Source organism: Duganella sp. AC237 (assembly GCF_979254035.1).
The window spans coordinates 625,897-641,192 of record NZ_CEEDEW010000003.1; the positions used below are offsets into that span (position 1 = coordinate 625,897).

The window sequence follows — 15,296 nt, forward strand, 5'->3', positions numbered from 1 at the left end:
TCAGCGGCGGCCGTACATCATCAGCTCGGCCAGCACGCCGCGCGCCGGGCCGGCCATGTCGATGGCGGCCAGCGACAATCCCAGTAGCGCCTGCGCCGGCGAGTCGTTGGCGAAGACCCTCGCCATCGTGTCGGTCAGGCGCACCGTCGTGGTCCGGTCCTGCCGGCGAAGCTCGGTGAACTGCGCCAGCATCGCCTGCGTGGCGCCTTGCGCCAGCAGGCGCGCCAGCACGGTGACGTCGCGCAGGCCCAGATTCAATCCCTGTCCCGCCACCGGATGCAAGGTCTGCGCAGCGTTGCCGATGGCGACCGTGCGGGCCGTCGCGCGCGGATCGGCATTCAACCCAAGCGGGAAGGCCAGGCGCGGCGACGCGTGCGTGAAGCGGCCAAGGCGCTCGCCGAACGCCTCGCCCAGCGCGGCAAGAAAAGCTTTATCGTCCAGCGCCTGCAACGTCGCGGCCAGCTCGGGACGCACGCACCACACCAGCGAATACTCGTCACCTTGCGGCAGCAGTGCCAGCGGGCCTTGCTCGGTGAACCGTTCGAAGGCGCGGTGCTCGAACGGCCGGCTGCTGCGCACCTGCGCGATGATCGCAGTCTGCCGGTAGTCGCGCCGCTGCGAGCGGGTCTCCTGGTCGTTGAACAAACCGCCTTCCGCCTGCACGACGATGGACGCCTTTAACGACTTCGCTTCCCCGGTCGCGGTGTCGATGATGGTCAGCGCCACCGAATCGGCCAGCTCGTCGAGCGCTTCCACGCGGGCGGGGCGCAAGGTCGCGATGCCCGCGCGTTCGCAGACGGCGCCCAACGCCGTCACCAGATCGCCGTAGCGGGTGACATAGCCGAGCGCCGGCAGTTTGTGTTCGTCGCGGTCGATCAGGCTGCGGCCGAATTGTCCGCGGCGCGAGACGTGGATCTGGTGGATCGCCGTCGCCGGCACCGGCCAGGCGCCGATTTCCTCGAGTATCTGGCGGCTGCCGTAGGACAGCGCGATCGAGCGCGGGTCCTTGCTGGCCTGCGCCAGCGACTTGGCGTCGACCAGCGCGATGCGCGCGGCGGGCACGCCGCGTTTGGCCAGCAGCGCGGCCAGTGCCATCCCGGCCGGTCCGGCGCCGCAGATGGCGACGTCGCTATCGGTTTGAATATCCATCATCGCTGCCGCATGACTTCTTCAATCTCGGCCACCGTCTTCGGCGCGGCAGCGCTCAGGATGGTGTGGCCATCGGCGCTGACCAGCACATCGTCCTCGATGCGGATGCCGGTGTTCCAATACTCCTCGGGCACGCCGTCGGCCGGCCGCACGTAGATGCCCGGTTCCACCGTCAGCACCATGCCGGGTTGCAGCGCCCGCGAAGGTTTGCCGGCCGCGTTCACGTCACGATACAGGCCGACGTCATGCACGTCCATGCCCAGCCAGTGGCCGGTGCCGTGCATATAGAACTGCATATAGTGTTTGTTGGCGATGACGTCGTCCACGCCGCCGTGGAGATCCTTCTTCAGCAGTCCCAGATCGAGCATGCCCTCGGACAGCACCCGCAGCGCCGCGTCGTGGGCGCCGGAATAAGACAGTCCGGGCGCAATGGTCTTGAGCGCGGCCGATTGCGCCGCCAGCACCAGTTCATACAAGCGCTTTTGCGGCGCCGAGTAACGGCCGTTGACCGGATAGGTGCGGGTGATGTCGGAGGCATAGCCATCGAGCTCGCAGCCGGCGTCGATTAGCACCAGATCGCCGTCCTTTGTTTGCGCGTTGTTGGCGCTGTAGTGCAGCACGCAGGCGTTGGCGCCTGCCGCGACGATCGAGTTGTAGGCCGGCGCCTGGGCGCCGTTGCGGCGGAATTCGTACAGCAGCTCCGCCTCGATCTCGTACTCGAACATGCCGGGGCGCGAGGCGCGCATCGCCCGCGCGTGCGCCGCGCTGGAGATGGTGGCCGCGCGCAGCATGGTGGCCTGCTCGCCGTGGTCCTTCAGCAGCCGCATCTCGTCGAGCAGCGGCAGCAGGTCGACCGCGCTGGCCGGCGGCGTGATGCCGGTGCGCGCCATGCGCCGCACGTTGCCCAGCCAAAGCTTGATCTGCGCGTCGAGCGACGGATTGCTGGCCAGGGCGCAGTACAGCGCCGGCGCGTCGGCCAGCAGCTTGGTGATTTCGCCGTCGAGGTCTTCGATCGGATAGGCCGCGTCGAAGCCGAAGGCCGCGCGGGCGCCGTCCGGGCCGTGGCGGAAGCCTTCCCAGATCTCGCGCTCGACGTTCTTCTGGCGGCAAAACAGGATGGAGCGCGCCGGCACGTCGTCGCCGCGCGCAGCCACCAGCACCACCACGCTTTCCGGCTCGGCAAAGCCGGTCAGGTAATAGAAATAGCTGTCGTGCCGGTACGGGTAGTCGCTGTCGCTGTTGCGCGCAACTTCCGGCGCCGTGCCCAGCACGGCCACCGCGCCGGACGGCATCGCCGCCAGCACCCGGGCGCGGCGCGCAACGCAGGTTGCCACCCCGGTTGCCACTGCGGCCGACATCAGCGCGCGCCCTTGGCGCCGGGCGCCATCGACGCCAGCGGCGCGTTCAGCCGTTCCAGCTGCTCGACGGTGCCGAGGTTATGCCACTCGCCCTCGTACACCTCGCCGCCAACCTGCTTTTTGTCGATGAACGAGCGGATCAGCGGTCCGAGCTTGGCGTGCTCGCCCGGCGCGATGCCGTCGAACATGTCCGGCCGGTAGACGCCGATATTACCGAAGGTCCACTTCGGCGCGCCATCGGCGGCGTCATTGGTCAGCGAATACATCGTCAGGCCGAAGTCGCCCTCCGGATGGAAGTCCGGATTGGGCACCAGGTACAGCCAGCAGACGTCGCGCTGGTCGGCGGGGTAGGGCTTGCCCCACATGTCCTCGTCCTTGAGCACATCCTTGACCTGTTCGAAGTCGAAGTAGGGGCAGTAGATGTCGCCCGATACGGCCACGAACGGTTCCTCGCCCAGCAGGTGGCGCGCGGTGGCGACGCCGCCGGCCGTTTCCAGCGCCGTCGTCTCGCGCGAGTACAGCAATTTCGCGCCGTACTTGCCGCCGTCGCCCAGCTCGCGCTCGATCGCCTCGCCCAGGTGGGCGGTGTTGATGACGATCTCGGTGATGCCGGCGCGCACCAGATTGAGAATGTGCCAGACGATCAGCGGCCGGCCGCGCACTTTAAGCAGCGGCTTGGGGCAGCTGTCGGTCAGCGGGCGCATGCGCTCGCCGCGCCCGGCGGCGAAGATCATCGCTTTCATAGGCGCCCCGTCATCAGAACGTGTAGCCGACTTGCGGCTGCTTGTCCTCGAGCGTGTCGAGCAGGCGCACCAGCGGCTTGAGGTCCTTGTAGCGGTTGGCGGTCTTGCGCACGTAGTCCATCACGGTCGGCAGGTCGCCCAGGTACTGCTCCTTGCCGTCGCGGTGGTACAGGCGGCAGAACAGGCCCAGGATCTTCAGGTGGCGCTGCAGGCCCATGTACTCGAAGTCCTTGTAGAAGGCGTCGATGTCCTTGTTGACCGGCAGGCCGGCCGACTTGGCGTGCTGCCAGTAGCGGATCGCCCAGTCGAGCACCAGCTCCTCGTCCCATTGCACGTAGGCGTCGCGCAGCAGCGAGGCCAGGTCGTAGGTGACCGGGCCGTACAGCGCGTCCTGGAAGTCGAGCACGCCCGGGTTGCCGGCGTCCATCCACATCAGGTTGCGCGAATGGAAGTCGCGGTGCACGAACACCTGCTGCTGCGCCGTGACGTTGGCCAAAATCGCCTCGAACACGCCCTGCAGCTCGGCGCTTTGCTTGTCGGTCAAGGTCGCGCCCAGGTGCTTGCCGATGTACCACTCGGGGAACAGGTTCATTTCGCGCAGCAGGAAGGCGCGGTCGTATTCGGGCAGCACGTCGGGCGCGCTGGTGGCCTGGAAGCGCACCAGCGACTCGAGCGCCTCGGCGTACATGGTCGAGGCGTTGTCGTGGTCGAGCACCTGCAGGTAGGTCGTCACGCCCAGGTCGGACATCAGCATGAAGCCGCGTTCGTAGTCGGTGGCGACGATGCGCGGCACGGTGACGCCGGCGTGCGTGAGCATTTCGTCAACCTTGACGAAGGCCAGCACGTTTTCGCGCTCCGGCGGCGCGTCCATGACGATCAGGGTGGCGCCGAGCGCGGCGCGGTGCGCGGGCAGCACCTCGACGCGGAAGTAGCGGCGGAAGCTGGCGTCGGCCGAGGCCGGACGCGCCGTTGCCACATCGACCACGTCCAGGGTGGACAGCCAGGCGGTCAGTTGCGCCAGGCGGGGATCGGCCGGCGGCGTTGCTCCAGATGTATCTGAAGTTAAATTCTGTAATAAAGACATTAAGCGAACCGTGGAAACCGGCGTAAGGTGAAGATTCCCATATAATAAGGGATTCAAATCAAAAAATCGCCTGTCATGGTGTTATCCCTCTTCTTTTCATGAGCTGCATGCGCTGGCTACTGGCCCCCCCCACTTCGCACCGCTGGGCGTACGCCCTGACCGCCATCGTCACCGTCTCGGCGGTGCCGTCGTACGCCTATGCCCAGGCCGTCGCGCCCAAGCCGCGCGTGCCGCGGGTGGAAGACCCGAACGCCGTCACCACCGTCAAGGCCGAGGATATCAGCGGGCGTCCCGAGCGCGAGGTGGTGCTCGAACGTAACGCCGAGGTCGTCAAGGACCAGACCAAGGTGCAGTCCGACTACGCCTGCTTCCGCCAGGTCGAGAACGAGGTCGAGGCCAAGGGCGCCGTCAAGATCTGGCGCTGGGGCGACTACTACACCGGCACCGAGCTCAAGCTCAATATGGACAGCGGCAAGGGCTACATGCTGGAGCCGACCTACCGGATGGCGGCCAACAACGCCCAGGGCAGCGCCGAGCGCATCAACTTCATCAACGAGGACGAGGCGCAGGTCGTCAACGGCACCTACAGCACCTGCGAGGGCGCCAATCCGGACTGGTACCTGCGTTCGAGCACGCTCAACCTGGACTCCGGGCGCGACGTCGGCACCGCCAGCCACACGGTGGTGTATTTCAAGGACGTACCGATCCTGGGCACGCCGGCGCTGTCGTTCTCGCTGTCGGGCGCGCGCCGCTCCGGCTGGCTCTCGCCGACGCCGGGCGTCGGTTCGCGCACCGGCCCCGAGCTGGTGGTGCCGTATTACTTCAACATCGCTCCCAACCGCGACCTGACCTTGTTCCCCAAGGTCATCACGCGGCGCGGCTTCCAGCTCGGCGCGCACGCGCGCTACCTGGGCGAGACCGAAGGCGGCCTGTACCAGGGCGACACCTACCTCGAGTACATGCCGCACGATAAAAAATTCGTGCCGGAGACGCCGGGCGGCTCGACCGACCGCTGGACCGTGCGCTCGAGCCACAAGCAGGACATCACCGAGGACTGGGCGTTCTCGTGGAACCTGCGCGCGGCGTCGGACAACAACTATCCGAACGATTTCTCCAAGACCGTCTCGAGCTCGACCGAGCGCCAGCTGCTGCGCGAGCTGCGCACCGATTACCACGGCGACATCTGGACCCTGACCGCGCGCGTGCAAAAGTACCAGGTGCTGCAGGACCCGGCCTCGGTGACCGACCCGTCGCTGTTCGTCACGCGCCCGTACGACCGGCTACCGGCGATCAACTTCCACGCCGCCCAGTACGACGTGGCCGGCGGCTTCGACTGGGCCTTCGACAGCGAGCTCACGCGCTTTAGCCATCCGACCCTGATCAACGGCACCCGCCTGGTGGGCATTCCGCAACTGAGCTATCCGATCGTCGGCCCGAGCTACTTCATCACGCCCAAGGTCATGGTCAATATGGCCACGTATTCGCTCGACAGCTTCGGCGCGCAATCGTCGCGCAACCTGTCGCGCGTGGTGCCGACCGTCTCGCTCGACTCGGGCCTGGTGTTCGAGCGCGACGTCAAATTCCAGAACAAGGAAATGACGCAAACGCTCGAGCCGCGGCTGTTTTACGTCAAGACGCCGTACCGCGACCAGAGCCAGTTCCCGACCTTCGACACCGACGCGGCCACGTTCAACTTCAGCCAGATCTTCAGCGAGAACCGCTTCGTCGGCTCGGACCGCGTCGGCGACGCCAACCAGCTCACCGCCGCGCTGGTGTCGCGCTTCCTCGACGCCTCCGGCGCCGAGCAGCTGCGCCTGGCGTTCGGCCAGCGCTTCTACTTCGAGGACCAGCGCGTGCAGCTGGCCTCGACCACACCGGTGAGCGAGGCCCGCTCCGACATCCTGCTCGCCGCCAACGGCCGCATCTCCGAACATTGGGGCTTCGACAGCGCGCTGCAGTACAATCCGAGCCAGAGCCGGGTGGTGTCGCAAAGCTACACGGCGCAATGGATCCCGGCGCCGAAAAAAGTGCTCAACGTCGGCTACCGCTACCTGCGCGACAGCTTCAAGAACATCGAGGTCTCCAGCCAGTGGCCGATTTTCCAGCGCTGGTACGGTGTCGGCCGGGTCAGCTACTCGATGCAGGCGAGCAAAATCCTCGAGAGCCTGATCGGTCTCGAATACAAGGCCGACTGCTGGGTGTTCCGCATGGGCGCGCAGCGCTTCGTGACCACCTCGACCACGGCGTCGACGCCGATCTTCTTCCAGCTCGAACTCAACGGCCTGTCGCACCTGGGCGTGGGCAGCCCGATCGAGGCGATGAAAAACAGTATTCCGGGGTATCAGCGTTTGAACGAGGGCTACGGCCGCTAAAGCAAGGCATCCGGGCGCGCGCCGCCGTCCCCTGGCCGGGGCGCGCGCCTTTTGATTTTTTTTACACCTGACTCATGAGCGTTCTACCATGCGTAATGCCAGTATGTACCAAATGAAGCTACTCGCCGTCCTGTTGTGCACCACCGCCCTGGGCGGTTGCAGCCTGTTCTCGAAAAAACCGGCGCCGGCGCCGGCCGCCCCCGCCGTCACCACCCCGGCCGCGTCCGCCACCGGCGGCGCGGCCGCCAAGACCGATGGCAAGGCTGATGCCAAGGCCGACGGCAAGGGCTTCATTCCGCCCGGCTCGTCGAGCAACGTCGCCATCGACTCCATCGTCGTCGTCGTCAACGACGACGTCATCACCCAGCGCGAGCTGGCCAACCGCATCAAGACCGTCACCGCCCGCATGCAGGCGCAGAAGGTGCAGATGCCGGCCGCCGCCGACCTGCAACGCCAGCTGCTCGAGCGCATGATCGTCGAGCGCGCCCAGCTGCAGATGGCCAAGGAGATGGGCGTGCGTGTCGACGACACCCAGCTCGACCGCGCGATCGGCCGCATCGCCGAGTCGCAAAAGATCAGCGTACAGGACATGCGCAACCAGATGGAAAAGGACGGCACGCCGTTCGCCGCCTTCCGCGAAGAAATCCGCGAAGAAATCATCATGCAGCGCCTGCGCGAGCACGAGGTCGACGCCAAGATCCAGATCTCCGACGCCGAGGTCGACAGCTTCCTGGCCGCCGAGAAGGCCGCCGCCGCCGAGCAGTTCGAGATCAATATTTCGCAAATCATGGTGCGCATCCCGGACAACGCCACCGCCGAGGTGATCGCCCAGCGCCGCGCCCGCGCCGAGGAAGTGATGCGCCAGCTGCGCACCGGCGCCGACTTCGCCAAGATGGCCGCCACCTATTCGGACTCCAGCGACGCGCTGGAGGGCGGCGTGGTCGGCTGGCGCCTGCCGGAGCGGCTGCCGCCGGTGTTCGCCGAGGCGCTGGTCAAACTCAAACCGGGCCAGGTCACGCCGATCATCAAAAGCACCGGCGCCTTCCACATCCTGAAGGCGGTGGACCGCCGCAGCGTGGCAGAGGCGCAGGCCGCCCAGTCGGTGCAGCAGACCCACGCGCGCCACATCCTGATCAAGGTCACGCCGACGATGAGCGCGGCCGACGCCAAGCGCAAGCTGGCCGAACTGAAGGAACGCCTGGACAACAACGCCGCCAAGTTCGAGGACCTGGCGCGCCTGGTGTCGAACGACGGCTCGGCTGCCAAGGGCGGCGATTTGGGCTGGCTGTACCCGGGCGATACGATGCCCGAGTTCGAGGCCGCGATGAACAACCTGAAAATCGGCGAAGTGTCGCAGCCGGTCGAGACCAGCTTCGGCGTGCACCTGATCGAGGTGCTCGAGCGCAAGAGCGACGACGTCTCCAAGGAGCGCGAGCGCAACAACGCGCGCCAAGCCATCCGCGAACGCAAGATGGAAGAGGCAACCGACAGCTGGCAGCGTGAAGTGCGCGACCGCGCCTACGTCGAGTTCCGCACCGAAGAGGGCGCCGCCGCCGCGGCGGCCGCGAAACAGTAACCACGCCGCGACAGGGGAGCACATGAGCGCCACTTTATCCACCGGGCGCGCAGATGCGGCCCCCATGGTTCCCGCCCGTCGCCGGGGGCGGCCTGTGCTGGCCGTCACCGTCGGCGAGCCGGCCGGCATCGGCCCGGAAATCTCGATCCGCGCCGCCTGGGCGCGGCGGCACGAAGTCAATTGCGTGCTGCTGGGCGACGCCGCCTTCCTCTCAATGATCGCCGCCGACATCGACCCGGCCATCCGGCTGTCGGCGCTGTCGTTGCAGGCGGTGCGCAACGGCGGCCTGCCGCACTTCGGCCCCGAACGCATCAGCGTGATCGACGTGCCGCTCGACGCCCACGTCGTGCCTGGCAAACTCGACAAGAACAACGGCCGCGCCGTGCTGGCCACCCTGGACGCCGCCATCGAAGGCGTGCGCGCCGGCTGGTTCGAGGCGGTCGTCACCGCGCCGCTGCAAAAAAGCACCATCAACGACGCCGGCGTCAAATTCTCCGGCCACACCGAATACTTCGCCGACCAGACCGGCACCGCGCAAGTGGTGATGATGCTGGCCGGCCAGCCGCCGGCGCCGGCCGGCGGCACCATGCCGCCGCCGCTGCGGGTGGCGCTGGCCACCACCCACCTGGCGCTCAAGGAAGTCGCCGCCGCCCTCACGCAAGAAGGCCTGGCGCGCATCCTCGACATCCTCGACCACGATCTTAAAACCAAGTTCGGCATCGCCGCCCCGCGCATCCTGCTGTGCGGCCTGAACCCGCACGCGGGCGAGGGCGGCTACCTGGGCCGCGAGGACATCGACGTCATCGCGCCGGCCATCGCGGCGGCGCAGGCGCGCGGCATCGACGCCCGCGGCCCGTACCCGGCCGACACCCTGTTCCAGCACAAATACCTGAAGGACGCCGACTGCGTGCTGGCCATGTACCACGACCAGGGCCTGCCGGTGCTCAAGTACGCCACGTTCGGACAGGGCGTCAACATCACGCTCGGCCTGCCGCTGATCCGCACCTCGGTCGACCACGGCACGGCGCTGGACCTGGCCGCGCAAGGCCTCGGCCTGGCCGACTGCGGCAGCATGGAGGCGGCCATCGCCACCGCGCTGGCGATGGCCGACGCCGTCGCCGGCCTTTGAACACTCACTGATTAGAAGAAAACCATGAAACACGTAGCCCGCAAACGCTTTGGCCAGAACTTCCTGCACGACAAATACGTCCTGTCGAGCATCACCGAGGCGATCGCGCCGGCGCCGGACGACGCCATGGTCGAGATCGGCCCGGGCCTGGGCGCGATGACCGAGCAGCTGATGCGCACGCTCAAGATGATGCACGTGGTCGAACTCGACCGCGACCTGGTCGCCCGCCTGGAAAAGACCTACAACCCGGCCAAGCTGACCATCCACGCGGGCGACGCGCTCAAGTTCGACTACAGCACCATCCCGGTGCCGGCGGGGGAGAAGTTGCGCATTGTCGGCAACCTGCCGTACAACATTTCCAGCCCGTTGCTGTTCCACCTGGCCACGTTCGCGCCGCTGGTCAAGGACCAGCACTTCATGCTGCAAAAAGAGGTGGTCGAGCGCATGGTGGCCGAGCCGGGCAGCAAGACCTACGGCCGCCTGTCGGTGATGTTGCAATGGCGCTATGACATGTCGTTGTTGTTCGTGGTGCCGCCGGAAGCGTTCGATCCGCCGCCGAAGGTCGAATCGGCGATCGTGCGCATGATCCCGGTGGCCGAGCAGCTGCCGTGCGACGGCCCGACCCTGGAGGCGGTGGTGCTGAAGGCGTTTTCGCAGCGCCGCAAGGTGATCCGCAACTGCCTGGCCGGCATGTTTACCGAAGCGCAGATCGTCGAAGCGGGCATCGACCCGACCCACCGTCCGGAAATGGTCGGCCTGGCCCAGTACGTCGCCCTCGCCAACCTCCTCAAATAATCCATCCTCCGGGGTCAAGTCTGACATTCGGACACGACCTCGTCCTTGAAGTCGGCAGTACGGTAAAGCCCGTGTCTGAATGTCAGACTTGACCCCCGCTGGTTTAAAGTTGCAGGCAAAAAAAAGCCCGCTGGTTAAAGCGGGCTAAATCCAATTCCTTTGCAAGAAGTGGAGGAGACAAGTACAGTATGGTGCGTCGCGGTATATCACGCCACTTTATTTTTCACATATCAAACATCAGGTCTGTGAATATCTGAAGTCTCCCGCTCCCGCTTTTATTTAGGCTTGCACTCCACCAGCAGATTGGTGACGGCCGCTTCGCCCATGACGCCGACGCCGTTTTTCACCGTGCAGGTGATGTCGGCCGAGCTCAGGGTGGTGTCCGGGTGGATGGTCACACCATACGACTGGCCGTCCGCCACGGCGACCGGGAAGGCGAAATCGCCGGTTCCGCTGCCGTCGGTCGGGCTGGTCAGGGTCACTTGGCCGCCGGCCGAGCCGTTCAGCAGGGTTACGGTGCGCGGTACGGCGGCCGTGGTGCCCACGGCCGGGACCGGGACCAGGCCCTTGAACTGGCCGCCCAGCGAATACGCCCTGCGCACGCACGAAATCGCCACAGAAATCGCCACCGTCTGGCCGGCCGAACCGGTGTTGATGGTGTCAAACTGGCAGGCCATGTGCTCCGGCTGCTGGGTGAACGATACGGCGTAGCTGGTGCCGTAGCCGATCTGGCGCGGGAACGCGAAGGTGGTGGCGCCGGCCGGGATGGAAATGGTTTCGCCGCCGTTGCTCAGTTGCAGGCCGGGCGTGGCCAGGCCGTTGATCGTGCCCTGCACCGTGTATTGCGCCTTGCCGCCGCAGCCGGCCAGCAGGGCCGCCGCGCTCAGCGCCACGATGGCGCCCAGATACGATAATTTCATGTGATTCTCCAAAGATTGAGCCAGCGTGTTTATTTTGCGACGCAGTTGACGACCAGCCGGTCGTCATTGCCGGCGGGCATCACACCGGCGCCTGGTACGGAGCCGGTGACCGGCGCGATGACCGAGCAGGTGCGGTTGGACGGCTGCGCCAGCACGGTCACGCCATAAGGCGAACCCTCGCCGACCGTGTTGGCGAAGGAAAACCGTACTTCGGCGCCGGCTGCCGCAGGCGCGGGCGCGGCGATATACACGGTGTCCGGGCCGTTCGCCAGGGTCACGCCGTCGTTGGTGCCGGTCACGCCGTCGTCGGCCAGGCCCTGCACTTTGCCGCTCAGCACCCATGGATTGGTGGTGCAACTGACCACCGTCCGATACGAGGTGAAGGAGTTGGCCTTGTTGGTGTTATCGGTCAGTTTGCACGTGGCGCCGCTTGGCGGGGTGTCGATTTGAATGTCGAACGATTCATCGACCGCGATCAGGCGGGTGAACTGGAACGAGGTGGCGTTGGGCGCGATGGTGATCTTTTCGCCGGTCGGGCGGTTGATCAGCACCAAACCGGACTTGTTCAAGCCGCTGATACTGCCCTGCAGCAGCATGCTGCCACTGCCATTGCCGCCGCAGGCGCTCAGGACAGCGGCACACAGCAGGGCCAGGCCCGCACGCGGATACATACTTTTCATAAAATCTTCTCCAAAACGAATAGGGCCGGCAGCACGCACGGGTGCAGCATCTTACACGGATTTGCCCCGTATTTTAGTGCATTTGGTAACACCAGTGACCCCAATGGATGTAACAGCTTGTTAGGGCGCGGCGCCAGGCGACGCGCGACCGGAGTGTGGTCGGAGCGCGATCGGTGCGACAATAGTCCGGAATCCACTCCATTTTTCGCCGCCCATGACACCACGCCCACCGCAAGCCCTGCTGTTCGATCTGGACGATACCCTGTGGCCGATCGGCCCAGTCATCGCGGCCGCCGAAACCGGCTGGCACGCCTGGCTGGCCGAGCGCGCCCCGGCCGTGACGAGCAAGTATTCGGTCGAGGCGCTGCGCGCGCTGCGCCTGGCGCTGCTGGAACAACAGCCGGAGCTGACGGCCGACCTGTACCGTCTGCGCCGCCTCGCGCTCGAGGCCGTGTTCGCCGAGACCGGCGAGGACGCGGCCCACATCGACGGCGCGATGGAACACTTCAACGTGCTGCGCAACGCGGTCACCCTGTTCGACGACGTCGCCCCCGTGCTCGCCGAGCTGGGCGGCATGCTGCGGCTGGGCGTGATCACCAACGGCAACGCCGACCTTGAAGTCATCGGCCTGCACCACCATTTCGAGGTGGCGCTGGCCTCGGCCCGCTTCGGCCGCGCCAAGCCCGACCCGTCCATCTTCCTGGCCGCCTGCGAGGCGATGGGCGTGGCGCCGGCCGACGCCGTCTACGTCGGCGACGACCTGCGCCTGGACGTGCGCGGCGCGCAGTCGGTGGGCATGCGGGCGGTGTGGATGAACCGCACCGGCAGCACCGCCCACCTCGACGCCGGCATCGTGCCTGACGCGATTTGCGCCGATTTCCACGCGCTGCTGGCCTGGGTGAGGCAACAACTGGGGCATTGATGTCACACGACAGCCCCCGGCCGGCGCGGAGCGTGCATAATAGATAAACACGGCAACTCTCGGCAAATAAGATATACAGTATGCAACTCGACACACGCGCTCAAACCCTGCTCAAAGCCCTGGTGGAACGCTATATCGCGGACGGCCAGCCGGTCGGCTCGCGCGCGCTTTCCAAGATTTCCGGGCTGGACCTGTCGCCGGCGACGATCCGCAACATCATGGCCGACCTCGAGGAGCTTGGCTATGTCGCCAGCCCGCACACCTCGGCCGGCCGGGTGCCGACGCCGCGCGGCTACCGCATCTTTGTCGACACCTTGCTGACGGTGCAACATCTCGACGAGCAATCGGTCGAGGGCCGCATGCGCCTGCAGGCGCCGCAGCCGCAGAAAATGATTTCCAACGCGGCGCAGATGCTGTCGTCGCTGTCGCAGTTCGCCGGCGTGGTGCTCAGCCCGCGCCGCGAATCGGTGTTCCAGCAGATCGAATTCCTGCGGCTGGGCGAAAAGCGCATCCTGCTGGTGATCGTCGGCCCCACCGGCGACGTGCAAAACCGCCTGCTGCTGACCGACGTCGACTACAGCCCCACGCAGCTGATCCAGTCGGCCAACTACATCAACCAGAACTATGGCGGCCTGGCCTTCGACGAGGTGCACACGCGCTTGCAGACCGAGGTGCGCCAGTTGCGCGACGACATGGGCCGGCTGATGCAGGCGGCGGTGGAGGCGGGCAGCGAGGCGATGGCGGACAACTCGGACGACATGGTCATCGCCGGCGAGCGCAACCTGCTGTCGGTGAGCGATTTGTCGTCGAACATGACGTCCTTGCGGCAGATGTTCGATATGTTCGAGCAAAAGACCGGCTTGATGCAGCTGCTCGACGTGTCGAGCAAGGCCAGCGGCGTGCAGATTTATATCGGTGGAGAATCGAGCCTGGTGCCGATGGACGAGATGAGCGTGGTGACCGCGCCGTACATGGCCAACGGCAAGATCGTCGGCACCCTGGGGGTGATCGGCCCGACCCGCATGGCCTATGAGCGCGTGATACCGATCGTCGATATCACGGCCAAATTATTGTCGAACGCTTTAAGTCACAATTGATTCCAACCCGTAAGGCGTGCGGCTTGGGGTCGTACCCCGTACGGGGTACGACCCCGCCGTATCGGGTTGAGTGTATGCGCCGCCGGGGCGCATACATTCAAGGCCGGTGCGGGCAGGCCGTCTTGATGCAATTGCCATAAATCGCCAGCGCGTGCTCGGCGATCTTGAAACCGCGCTCCTGGGCGACCATCTGCTGGCGCGTTTCGATCGCTTCGTCGAAGAATTCCTCGACCCGGCCGCAGTCCAGGCACACCAGGTGGTCGTGGTGGGAACCCTCGTTGAGCTCGAAGATGGCCTTGCCGGTTTCAAAGTGGTTGCGGTTCAGCAGGCCGGCCTGCTCGAACTGTGTCAGCACGCGGTAGACGGTGGCCAGGCCGACGTCCATATTGTCGGCCAGCAGGATCTTGTAGACATCCTCTGCCGTCAGGTGGCGCACGTCGCTGTTCTGGAAGATGTCCAGGATTTTAAGGCGAGGCAGGGTGGCTTTGAGGCCGCTGGCCTTCAGATCGGTTGGATTGTTACCCATGTTGGACACTCTTATTCTGGTTGGCGATAGCTAGCCGACAGTTTAACGCACTCCGCCCGCCACCGCACTCATTGCTGCCATCTTATTGGGACATCGCGGCCCGGCCGGCGTTTGCAAACATTTACACTTGCGCCTTGCAAAACAAGGACATATCCCCGGTTTTACAGGATAATGCTGTCACTTCGCGCGCCCGCGCGGCCCCATCTCGCACCATGTGCTCGGCATGTGCTTTATGATATAGCGTTTTTCGGCATTTCCGCTCGACCAGATTGAGGACATTTATGCGCGTCACCCCGGCTTTACTGCAGTCTTTGTCGCACCGTTTTACCCGCCGTGCTCCGTTGCTCGCAGGCGCCGTCTGCGTCGCGCTGGCCGCCGGCGGCTGTGCTTCCAACACCACCCTGGGCGAGAAATCGAACCAGGTCAAGGAAACCGGGATCACCCTGGACGCCAGCAAGGGCGCGCAAACGACCACCATCACGCCGCTGCAAAAGTTCATGTGGTTCTTCTCGCCATACCGTCCTGATATTCAGCAAGGCAACTTTGTATCCGAGGAAATGTTGGCGCAGTTGAAAGTCGGCATGACGCGCGAACAGGTCCGCTTCATCTTCGGCACCGCGCTGCTGACCGATCCGTTCCACGCCAACCGCTGGGACTACGCGTTCCGCATGGCCAAGGGCAACGGCGAAGTGACCACCAGCCGCGTCATCGTCTTCTTCGACAACGACGGCAAGGTGGCGCGCTGGGAAGGCGGCAACCTGCCGACCGAAAAGGAATACATCGCCCGCATCGCCGGCCCGGCGCCGAAAATCAAGAAAAATCCGGACGCGCCCGACAACAAGCCTGCGTCGAGCGTGCCGCCGCCGACCAACTCGGGCAGCGACAACGCCGCGCCCGCGCCGGTTGGCGTGACGGTGGGCAACCAGAACAAATAAGGAAGCACGC

General features: G+C 65.6%; 14 protein-coding genes. 7 read left to right on the top strand and 7 right to left on the bottom strand.

Features of this window, described 5'->3' with window-relative positions; genetic code table 11:
* From AC0IYS_RS03095 to AC0IYS_RS03110, 4 genes are read right to left on the bottom strand one after another with little or no spacing between them, the layout of a single operon-like run.
* Complete coding sequence (locus tag AC0IYS_RS03095; RefSeq protein WP_471703794.1) at positions 1 to 1,152, bottom strand: UbiH/UbiF/VisC/COQ6 family ubiquinone biosynthesis hydroxylase; 1,152 nt, start codon at positions 1,150 to 1,152, stop codon at positions 1 to 3.
* Positions 1,149 to 2,507 carry an aminopeptidase P N-terminal domain-containing protein gene (locus AC0IYS_RS03100; RefSeq protein ID WP_471703795.1) on the bottom strand — a complete coding sequence of 453 codons (1,359 nt, stop codon included), beginning with the start codon at positions 2,505 to 2,507 and terminating at the stop codon, positions 1,149 to 1,151. The genes AC0IYS_RS03095 and AC0IYS_RS03100 overlap by 4 nt, the downstream gene beginning before the upstream one ends.
* Positions 2,507 to 3,250, bottom strand: coding sequence for an N-acetylmuramate alpha-1-phosphate uridylyltransferase MurU (gene murU, locus AC0IYS_RS03105; RefSeq protein ID WP_471703796.1), 744 nt, complete (start codon positions 3,248 to 3,250; stop codon positions 2,507 to 2,509). The genes AC0IYS_RS03100 and murU overlap by 1 nt, the downstream gene beginning before the upstream one ends.
* 13 nt (positions 3,251 to 3,263) lie before the next feature.
* Positions 3,264 to 4,334 carry an aminoglycoside phosphotransferase family protein gene (locus AC0IYS_RS03110; protein WP_471703797.1) on the bottom strand — a complete coding sequence of 357 codons (1,071 nt, stop codon included), beginning with the start codon at positions 4,332 to 4,334 and terminating at the stop codon, positions 3,264 to 3,266.
* A gap of 107 nt (positions 4,335 to 4,441) precedes the next feature.
* Here AC0IYS_RS03110 and AC0IYS_RS03115 point away from each other — a divergent pair, with 107 nt between their 5' ends.
* From AC0IYS_RS03115 to rsmA, 4 genes are all read left to right on the top strand, one after another.
* Positions 4,442 to 6,706 carry an LPS-assembly protein LptD gene (locus AC0IYS_RS03115; RefSeq protein WP_471703798.1) on the top strand — a complete coding sequence of 755 codons (2,265 nt, stop codon included), beginning with the start codon at positions 4,442 to 4,444 and terminating at the stop codon, positions 6,704 to 6,706.
* Between the two features lie 112 nt (positions 6,707 to 6,818).
* Positions 6,819 to 8,282: a peptidylprolyl isomerase gene (locus AC0IYS_RS03120; protein ID WP_471703799.1), complete on the top strand. Its 1,464-nt coding sequence runs from the start codon at positions 6,819 to 6,821 to the stop codon at positions 8,280 to 8,282.
* A gap of 64 nt (positions 8,283 to 8,346) precedes the next feature.
* Entirely contained in the window at positions 8,347 to 9,411 is a 1,065-nt protein-coding gene (gene pdxA / locus AC0IYS_RS03125) for a 4-hydroxythreonine-4-phosphate dehydrogenase PdxA (RefSeq protein WP_471708784.1), read from the top strand.
* 24 nt (positions 9,412 to 9,435) lie between these two features.
* Positions 9,436 to 10,206 carry a 16S rRNA (adenine(1518)-N(6)/adenine(1519)-N(6))-dimethyltransferase RsmA gene (gene rsmA / locus AC0IYS_RS03130; protein WP_471703800.1) on the top strand — a complete coding sequence of 257 codons (771 nt, stop codon included), beginning with the start codon at positions 9,436 to 9,438 and terminating at the stop codon, positions 10,204 to 10,206.
* A gap of 275 nt (positions 10,207 to 10,481) precedes the next feature.
* On the opposite strand, the gene AC0IYS_RS03135 is transcribed toward rsmA, so the two are convergent.
* Complete coding sequence (locus AC0IYS_RS03135; RefSeq protein ID WP_471703801.1) at positions 10,482 to 11,126, bottom strand: hypothetical protein; 645 nt, start codon at positions 11,124 to 11,126, stop codon at positions 10,482 to 10,484.
* Positions 11,127 to 11,155: 29 nt separating this feature from the next.
* Entirely contained in the window at positions 11,156 to 11,806 is a 651-nt protein-coding gene (locus AC0IYS_RS03140) for a hypothetical protein (RefSeq protein WP_471703802.1), read from the bottom strand.
* Between the two features lie 214 nt (positions 11,807 to 12,020).
* Between AC0IYS_RS03140 and AC0IYS_RS03145 the strand changes: the two genes are divergently transcribed.
* A complete protein-coding gene (locus tag AC0IYS_RS03145; RefSeq protein WP_471703803.1) occupies positions 12,021 to 12,728 on the top strand; it encodes an HAD family hydrolase in 708 nt (235 codons plus the stop codon).
* An 80-nt stretch (positions 12,729 to 12,808) separates the two neighbouring features.
* Positions 12,809 to 13,825 (top strand): heat-inducible transcriptional repressor HrcA, encoded by a 1,017-nt coding sequence (gene hrcA / locus AC0IYS_RS03150; protein ID WP_315220145.1) that lies wholly within the window; start codon positions 12,809 to 12,811, stop codon positions 13,823 to 13,825.
* Positions 13,826 to 13,922: 97 nt separating this feature from the next.
* On the opposite strand, the gene fur is transcribed toward hrcA, so the two are convergent.
* Positions 13,923 to 14,351, bottom strand: a complete 429-nt coding sequence (gene fur, locus AC0IYS_RS03155) for a ferric iron uptake transcriptional regulator (protein WP_471703804.1) — start codon at positions 14,349 to 14,351, stop codon at positions 13,923 to 13,925.
* A gap of 281 nt (positions 14,352 to 14,632) precedes the next feature.
* Here fur and AC0IYS_RS03160 point away from each other — a divergent pair, with 281 nt between their 5' ends.
* Complete coding sequence (locus AC0IYS_RS03160; protein ID WP_471703805.1) at positions 14,633 to 15,286, top strand: outer membrane protein assembly factor BamE; 654 nt, start codon at positions 14,633 to 14,635, stop codon at positions 15,284 to 15,286.
* Positions 15,287 to 15,296: the final 10 nt, after the last annotated feature.

Bases quoted from the DNA above. Each gene is read 5' to 3' on its own strand.
- AC0IYS_RS03135 (WP_471703801.1), bottom strand. From the start codon at position 11,126: ATGAAATTATCGTATCTGGGCGCCATCGTGGCGCTGAGCGCGGCGGCC.
- AC0IYS_RS03110 (WP_471703797.1), bottom strand. From the start codon at position 4,334: ATGTCTTTATTACAGAATTTAACTTCAGATACATCTGGAGCAACGCCG.
- fur (WP_471703804.1), bottom strand. From the start codon at position 14,351: ATGGGTAACAATCCAACCGATCTGAAGGCCAGCGGCCTCAAAGCCACC.
- AC0IYS_RS03160 (WP_471703805.1), top strand. From the start codon at position 14,633: ATGCGCGTCACCCCGGCTTTACTGCAGTCTTTGTCGCACCGTTTTACC.
- pdxA (WP_471708784.1), top strand. From the start codon at position 8,347: ATGGTTCCCGCCCGTCGCCGGGGGCGGCCTGTGCTGGCCGTCACCGTC.
- AC0IYS_RS03100 (WP_471703795.1), bottom strand. From the start codon at position 2,507: ATGTCGGCCGCAGTGGCAACCGGGGTGGCAACCTGCGTTGCGCGCCGC.
- AC0IYS_RS03115 (WP_471703798.1), top strand. From the start codon at position 4,442: ATGCGCTGGCTACTGGCCCCCCCCACTTCGCACCGCTGGGCGTACGCC.
- AC0IYS_RS03140 (WP_471703802.1), bottom strand. From the start codon at position 11,806: ATGAAAAGTATGTATCCGCGTGCGGGCCTGGCCCTGCTGTGTGCCGCT.
- hrcA (WP_315220145.1), top strand. From the start codon at position 12,809: ATGCAACTCGACACACGCGCTCAAACCCTGCTCAAAGCCCTGGTGGAA.
- AC0IYS_RS03145 (WP_471703803.1), top strand. From the start codon at position 12,021: ATGACACCACGCCCACCGCAAGCCCTGCTGTTCGATCTGGACGATACC.
- rsmA (WP_471703800.1), top strand. From the start codon at position 9,436: ATGAAACACGTAGCCCGCAAACGCTTTGGCCAGAACTTCCTGCACGAC.
- AC0IYS_RS03095 (WP_471703794.1), bottom strand. From the start codon at position 1,152: ATGATGGATATTCAAACCGATAGCGACGTCGCCATCTGCGGCGCCGGA.
- AC0IYS_RS03120 (WP_471703799.1), top strand. From the start codon at position 6,819: ATGAAGCTACTCGCCGTCCTGTTGTGCACCACCGCCCTGGGCGGTTGC.
- murU (WP_471703796.1), bottom strand. From the start codon at position 3,250: ATGAAAGCGATGATCTTCGCCGCCGGGCGCGGCGAGCGCATGCGCCCG.